The organism is Collinsella aerofaciens (genome assembly GCF_015553355.1).
GTDB classification, from domain to species: Bacteria; Actinomycetota; Coriobacteriia; order Coriobacteriales; family Coriobacteriaceae; genus Collinsella; species Collinsella aerofaciens_V.
Genome location: NZ_JADNGN010000060.1, coordinates 1 through 5,358 on the forward strand (window position 1 = coordinate 1; position 5,358 = coordinate 5,358).

Genomic DNA, 5,358 nt, shown 5'->3' on the forward strand with positions numbered 1-5,358 from the left:
AGTGTCGCATCCGGGCAGACATCGAACCATTTGAAATGGTCTAACTTGGATTTGTTTTTCGCAAGGCCGCCGAGAGGCGGCCCCGAGAAATTCCTTTTCCTATACTAGAACCATATGAATCGAACGGAACCGATCAGCGTAACAGTTGTGAGGACCGGACGGGCTCGAAGCCCATTTATTTTGGACGGAGAGTTCGATCCTGGCTCAGGATGAACGCTGGCGGCGCGCCTAACACATGCAAGTCGAACGGCACCTATCTTCGGATAGAAGCGAGTGGCGAACGGCTGAGTAACACGTGGAGAACCTGCCCCCTCCCCCGGGATAGCCGCCCGAAAGGACGGGTAATACCGGATACCCCCGGGCGCCGCATGGCGCCCGGGCTAAAGCCCCGACGGGAGGGGATGGCTCCGCGGCCCATCAGGTAGACGGCGGGGTGACGGCCCACCGTGCCGACAACGGGTAGCCGGGTTGAGAGACCGACCGGCCAGATTGGGACTGAGACACGGCCCAGACTCCTACGGGAGGCAGCAGTGGGGAATCTTGCGCAATGGGGGGAACCCTGACGCAGCGACGCCGCGTGCGGGACGGAGGCCTTCGGGTCGTAAACCGCTTTCAGCAGGGAAGAGTCAAGACTGTACCTGCAGAAGAAGCCCCGGCTAACTACGTGCCAGCAGCCGCGGTAATACGTAGGGGGCGAGCGTTATCCGGATTCATTGGGCGTAAAGCGCGCGTAGGCGGCCCGGCAGGCCGGGGGTCGAAGCGGGGGGCTCAACCCCCCGAAGCCCCCGGAACCTCCGCGGCTTGGGTCCGGTAGGGGAGGGTGGAACACCCGGTGTAGCGGTGGAATGCGCAGATATCGGGTGGAACACCGGTGGCGAAGGCGGCCCTCTGGGCCGAGACCGACGCTGAGGCGCGAAAGCTGGGGGAGCGAACAGGATTAGATACCCTGGTAGTCCCAGCCGTAAACGATGGACGCTAGGTGTGGGGGGACGATCCCCCCGTGCCGCAGCCAACGCATTAAGCGTCCCGCCTGGGGAGTACGGCCGCAAGGCTAAAACTCAAAGGAATTGACGGGGGCCCGCACAAGCAGCGGAGCATGTGGCTTAATTCGAAGCAACGCGAAGAACCTTACCAGGGCTTGACATATGGGTGAAGCGGGGGAGACCCCGTGGCCGAGAGGAGCCCATACAGGTGGTGCATGGCTGTCGTCAGCTCGTGTCGTGAGATGTTGGGTTAAGTCCCGCAACGAGCGCAACCCCCGCCGCGTGTTGCCATCGGGTGATGCCGGGAACCCACGCGGGACCGCCGCCGTCAAGGCGGAGGAGGGCGGGGACGACGTCAAGTCATCATGCCCCTTATGCCCTGGGCTGCACACGTGCTACAATGGCCGGTACAGAGGGATGCCACCCCGCGAGGGGGAGCGGATCCCGGAAAGCCGGCCCCAGTTCGGATTGGGGGCTGCAACCCGCCCCCATGAAGTCGGAGTTGCTAGTAATCGCGGATCAGCATGCCGCGGTGAATGCGTTCCCGGGCCTTGTACACACCGCCCGTCACACCACCCGAGTCGTCTGCACCCGAAGTCGCCGGCCCAACCGAGAGGGGGGAGGCGCCGAAGGTGTGGAGGGTGAGGGGGGTGAAGTCGTAACAAGGTAGCCGTACCGGAAGGTGCGGCTGGATCACCTCCTTTCTAGGGAGATACGTTCTTAGAGAGACATACTTTAACTCGAATGGAGGGCAGGAGCCCGTCCGGTAGATGTCCCGCCTGGATGAAGTCCCCGCAGCACCCGGTCCCCGGGGTCGCACCCGCGTACCTTGAGAGCCGCATAGCGATAGGAGAGAGATGGAAGAGTATCCTCTTCCAGACTCGATTCTTTTCTGCGATTTATCAGACAGAATGATAGCAATCATTCATCCGATCCAAACAAGAAGAATTCACTTATTTATGAGTGAGGAGCATCTGATCGCGAGCACAGTACATACACTGTGCCGCGGTATGAGATACCCGAATTGCGACATACGAGCGCTATTCATGATATCGATTAATTTTTATTAGCGACACGTGGATATCCCGCGGGCCCGATGCGGTCCCGCAAGATACCACGGGCGCACGGCGGATGCCTTGGCACAGGGAGCCGATGAAGGACGCGGCAAGCTGCGATAATCCCCGGCGAGGAGCACACATCCTTCGACCCGGGGGTCTCCGAATGGGCGAACCCATGCACAGCAGTGTGCATATCCCCCCGCTGAACGCATAGGCGGGGGGAGGACAACCCGGGGAACTGAAACATCTAAGTACCCGGAGGAGAGGAAATCAATCTCGAGACTCCCCGAGTAGCGGCGAGCGAAAGGGGACCGATGGCCAAACCGTCGAGCGGGCATACCCGGCAGGGGTTCCGCCGGCGGGGTTGCAGGGCCGCGCATCCGGGGGCTGCCGCCCCCGGGCGCAGGTCCGGCTGGGGAGCGGAACGGCATGGGAGGGCCGGCCGCAGCGGGTGACAGCCCCGTACGCGAACCCAGACCGGACGGCGCGACGCGGTCCCTGAGTAGGGCCGGGCACGTGAAACCCGGTCCGAACCTGGGTGGACCACCATCCAAGCCTGAGTACTACCCTGTGACCGATAGCGCACCAGTACCGTGAGGGAAAGGTGAAAAGCACCCCGGGAGGGGAGTGAAACAGTACCTGAAACCGTGCGCCCACGAGCAGTCGGAGCAACTTTATGTTGTGACGGCGTGCCTTTTGTAGAATGAGCCAGCGAGTCGCTGGCGCGGGGCGAGGTTAACCGAAAGGGAGCCGGAGCGAAAGCGAGCCTTAACAGGGCGACTTGAGTCCCGCGCCGCGGACGCGAAGCCGGGTGAGCTATCCGTGGGCAGGCTGAAGCGGGGGTAAGACCCCGTGGAGGGCCGAACGCACGTCGGTTGAAAACGGCGGCGATGACCTGCGGATAGGGGTGAAAGGCCAATCAAACCCGGAGATATCTCGTTCTCCCCGAAATAGCTTTAGGGCTAGCGTCGCGCGTTCACCGCCGGAGGTAGAGCACCGGATGGACGAGGGGGCTTCGCCGCCTACCGAATCCAACCGAACTCCGAATGCCGGCGGCCCAGAGCGCGGCAGTCAGAGCATGTGGGCTAAGCTGTGTGCTCGAGAGGGAAACAGCCCGGACCGCCCGCTAAGGTCCCCAAGTTCCAGCCGAGTGGCAAAGGATGTGCGTCCGCCCAGACAACCAGGATGTTGGCTTAGAAGCAGCCATCCATTCAAAGAGTGCGTAACAGCTCACTGGTCGAGTGGACATGCGCCGACAATACACGGGGCTAAGCTGGACACCGAAGCGGCGGGATTTTAATTCATTAGAATCGGTAGGGGAGCTTCCCATGGGCGGAGAAGCCGTCAGGGCGACCGACGGTGGAGCGCATGGGAGTGAGAATGCTGGCATGAGTAGCGAGAGACGAGAGAGTAACTCGTCCGCCGTGAACCCGAGGTTTCCTGGGCAAGGCTAATCCTCCCAGGGTCAGTCGGGGGCTAAGGCGAGGCCGGTAGGCGTAGCCGACGCGCAGCAGGCAGACATTCCTGCACCGCGCACGCGGCGCTACGACCGACGGGGCGACGGATGGGGGTGGCTCGGCGGGGTTCTGGACGTCCCCGTGATGGAGCGCGGCCCGCGGACCAGGGAAATCCGGTCCGCACGAGGGCGAGGCTCCGGACGAAGCATCTGAGCGAAGCGAGTGAGCCCGAGGTCCCTAGAAAAACCCCTAGGCAGGCGCGTGCGCGCCCGTACCGCAAACCGACACAGGTGGGTGGGTAGAACATACCGAGGCGATCGGGTCAACCATGGTCAAGGAACTCGGCACAATGGCCCCGTAACTTCGGGAGAAGGGGTGCCCGCGCGTACGTGAACCGGCTTGCCCGGGGAGCGGAGGCGGGCCGCAGTGGAGAGGCCCAAGCGACTGTTTACCAAAAACACAGGACTCTGCAGAAGCCGCAAGGCGACGTATAGGGTCTGACGCCTGCCCGGTGCCGGAAGGTCACGCGGAGGAGTTAGCCATTTCGGCGAAGCCCCGAAGCCAAGCCCCGGTAAACGGCGGCCGTAACTATAACGGTCCTAAGGTAGCGAAATTCCTTGTCGGGTAAGTTCCGACCTGCACGAAAGGCGCAACGACTTGGGCGCTGTCTCGACCATGGACCCGGTGAAATTGCACTGGTCGTGAAGATGCGACTTACCCGCGGAAGGACGGAAAGACCCCGTGAACCTTCACTGCAGCTTGGCATTGGCCGCTGGTCCCGCGTGTAGAGGATAGGCAGGAGGCATCGATCCGGAGGCGCCAGCCCCCGGGGAGCCGCCCTTGGAATACTGCCCTCGCGCGACCGGCGTCCTAACCCGAGGCCGTCAACCGGCTCGGGGACCGTGCCAGGCGGGCAGTTTGACTGGGGCGGTCGCCTCCTAAAGGGTAACGGAGGCGCGCGAAGGTCCGCTCGGGACGGTCGGCAACCGTCCTTTTGAATGCAAGAGTACAAGCGGGCTTGACTGCGAGGCCCACAAGCCGAGCAGGTGCGAAAGCAGGCTCTAGTGATCCGGCGGCCCCGAGTGGGTGGGCCGTCGCTCAACGGATAAAAGGTACTCCGGGGATAACAGGCTGATCTTGCCCAAGAGTCCACATCGACGGCAAGGTTTGGCACCTCGATGTCGGCTCATCGCATCCTGGGGCTGGAGCAGGTCCCAAGGGTACGGCTGTTCGCCGTTTAAAGCGGTACGCGAGCTGGGTTCAGAACGTCGTGAGACAGTTCGGTCCCTATCCTCCGTGGGCGCAGGAGAATCGATGGAGGCTGCCCCCAGTACGAGAGGACCGGGGTGGACGCACCTCCGGTGAACCGGTTGTCGACCAACGGCACGGCCGGGTAGCCGCGTGCGGCGCGGATAACCGCTGAAGGCATCTAAGCGGGAAGCCGTTCCAGGGATTAGTTCTCCTTCCGGTAAGGGCCCAGGTAGACTACCTGGTCGATAGACGGCAGGTGCAAGGGCGGCGACGTCCTCAGCCGAGCCGCACTAATCGCCCGAGCTCTTCCGGAACCGCACCTCGCGGCCCGCGGGACCCAGCGCTCATGCGCGCGGTCCGGGCACGAGGATGCCCCCGAGTCGACTCCTCCTATGCGCCATGCGGCCCCCAGGGCACGTAGATGAGACCCAGGACACCGTAACGGTGGGCGCCGCCCACCGGTCAGCGGCCAGAGCATGGGGGGCACGCCCGGTCCCGTTCCGAACCCGGAAGCTAAGCCCCATCGCGCCGAGAGTACTGCGGGGTCAGCCCGTGGGAGGCCAGGGCGCCGCTGACCGGTGGACGGCACCGAGCCGTACGCTTGAACTG

3 rRNA genes are annotated in these 5,358 nt (G+C 63.4%); all 3 read left to right on the top strand.

Annotated features, from left to right (window positions below):
* The first annotated feature begins 181 nt into the window (after positions 1-181).
* The 3 genes from I2D57_RS09710 to rrf all read left to right on the top strand — a co-directional run bounded on the left by I2D57_RS09710 (position 182) and on the right by rrf (position 5,326).
* Positions 182-1,687 (top strand): 16S ribosomal RNA (locus tag I2D57_RS09710).
* A 400-nt stretch (positions 1,688-2,087) separates the two neighbouring features.
* Positions 2,088-5,063: ribosomal RNA gene (locus I2D57_RS09715) — 23S ribosomal RNA — on the top strand.
* Between the two features lie 147 nt (positions 5,064-5,210).
* A 5S ribosomal RNA gene (gene rrf, locus I2D57_RS09720) occupies positions 5,211-5,326 on the top strand.
* The 16S, 23S and 5S rRNA genes sit together here, the layout of an rRNA operon.
* The last annotated feature ends 32 nt before the right edge of the window (positions 5,327-5,358 follow it).